The sequence below is a fragment of the Peribacillus sp. NPDC058002 genome, from assembly GCF_042886655.1.
Classification (GTDB): Bacteria; Bacillota; Bacilli; order Bacillales; family DSM-1321; genus Peribacillus; species Peribacillus aracenensis.
The window spans coordinates 1-2328 of sequence record NZ_JBHVQU010000403.1 but is presented as its reverse complement, the minus strand read 5'-3'; the positions used below and the strand labels follow the sequence as shown (position 1 = coordinate 2328).

At 41.0% G+C, this 2328-nt stretch carries 1 protein-coding gene; it reads left to right on the top strand.

Annotated features, from left to right (window positions below; all coding sequences use genetic code 11):
• Positions 1-137: 137 nt before the first annotated feature.
• Positions 138-2328, top strand: a 2191-nt coding sequence (locus ACFVSH_RS25605; RefSeq protein WP_387708568.1) for a 2-oxoglutarate dehydrogenase E1 component, incomplete at its 3' end; no start/stop codon positions are given.

The window sequence follows — 2328 nt, the reverse complement described above, 5'->3', positions numbered from 1 at the left end:
AAATAAGAATTACCATGACGGATATTTGATTTTGTGATGAGTATCACATATATTTGGGGAAAATTTAGAAGAAAGAAATTTGGGGATGGATAAAACGTAATGAAAAAAATTATGAGAAAAATTTGGGGGTTTACAAAATGACCATCAATGATTCTAAGGTATTAGACCACTGGAAAGCTTTTTCAGGTCCAAACCTTGGGTATGTCATGGAGCAATACGATCTATTTCTAGCCAACCCGGAAGAAGTGGATCCGGAACTGAAAAACTTTTTTGAAGTAGCAGGTCCTCCTTCATTCGATGTATCGGCAGAAACAACGACTGGAAGTGCACCAACTGTACAAGCTGGAGAAGTTCTTCCGATGAAGAAAATTATGTCTGCAGTAAAGTTAGCTGAAAATATCCGTGCATACGGACATCTTGCTGCAAATATTTATCCTTTAAAAGAAGAAGCTCTGGACACTGAACAAATTCACTTTGAAAAATATGGCTTGACTGCAGATGATTTAAGGAAAATACCGGCTGACTTTATTTGCCCGGAATCACCTGAAGACGTGAAAGACGGATACGAAGCCGTACAATACCTAAAACAACTCTATACAAAAACGATAGCCTTTGAATTTCACCATGTTAATGACTTGGATGAAAAGCAATGGCTTACTGATATGGTCGAATCCGGAAACATGTTCCCGGAAGTGACTAAAGAGAAAAGGGAACTATTACTTAAACGATTGAATGAAGTTGAAGGTTTCGAGAAATTCCTTCACCGCACATATGTAGGGCAAAAACGTTTCTCTATTGAAGGACTGGATGCTTTGGTTCCGATTCTAGATGAAATGATTTCACAAACTGTTCAAAGCGGTACTGGGAATGTGAATATTGCCATGGCTCACCGAGGACGTTTGAATGTTCTAGCACATGTATTAGGAAAGCCATATGAGGTCATCTTCTCTGAATTCCAACATTCACCGAATAAAGATTTGGTTCCTTCCGAAGGTTCAACAGGCATTAACAATGGATGGACCGGTGATGTTAAATACCATTTAGGTCTGGATAAACAGATAACTAAATCAAATATACAAAAAGCAAGGATTACACTTGCCAATAACCCAAGTCACTTGGAAGTAGTCGGTCCAATCGTGGAAGGGTATTCTCGTGCGGCACAAGAAGACCGTTCAGAAAAAGGATTCCCGGTTCAAGACATTTCCAAATCTCTTGCCATCCTGATTCATGGTGATGCAGCATTCCCAGGTGAAGGAATTGTACCTGAAACGTTTAACTTAAGCCGTTTACGCGGTTATCAAGTTGGCGGCGCCATCCATATCATCGCCAATAACATGATCGGTTTTACAACGGAAAGTGAAGATTCACGTTCTACCCTATATGCCAGTGATTTGGCCAAAGGCTTTGAAGTGCCGATCGTGCATGTGAATGCAGATGATCCGGAAGCATGTATGGCTGCTGTGAACCTTGCTAACCTATATCGTGAAAAATACAACAAGGATTTCTTGATCGACCTGATCGGTTACAGACGTTTCGGCCATAACGAAATGGATGAGCCATTGGTGACTCAACCTGAAATGTATGCATTAATTCATAAGCACCAAACCGTTAAAGAGCTTTATGGAAAAAAACTGATTCAATCCGGTGAGTTCACTGAAGCTGAAGTTAAAGCGATTGCTGAGCAAGTGGATACAAGGCTTGCAGATGCATATGCGAAAATTTCCGGAAATAAACCGGAAGCTTCTAAAGAATGTAATCCTCCTGGGATTATTGAAAAAGGACTTCCAGCCATTGATACGTCAGTTCCTAAACAAGAACTTGTTACAATTAACGAAGAACTTGTTAAGTGGCCGGAAGGATTCACTCCTAATAAAAAGTTAGGAAAGATCTTATCACGTCGCTTGGATTCCTTTGGTGCTGACGGGAAAATTGATTGGGCTCATGCTGAGACATTGGCATTCGCATCCATATTAAGTGACGGCACTCCAATCCGATTGACAGGACAAGATTCAGAGCGCGGAACATTCGCACAACGCAATATCATGTTACATGATAGTGTTAACGGAAAAACATATTCACCACTTCACACACTAGAAACTGCCAAAGCATCATTCGCTGTTCATAACAGCCCGCTTACTGAAACGGCAGTTCTGGCTTATGAATATGGATATAATGTATTTGCACCTGAGACACTTGTATTATGGGAAGGACAATTCGGTGACTTCGCTAATACAGCACAAGTGATCTTTGACCAATTCATCGCGGCAGGCCGTGCAAAATGGGGTCAAAAGTCAGGCCTTGTCATGCTGCTTCCACACGGTTATGAAG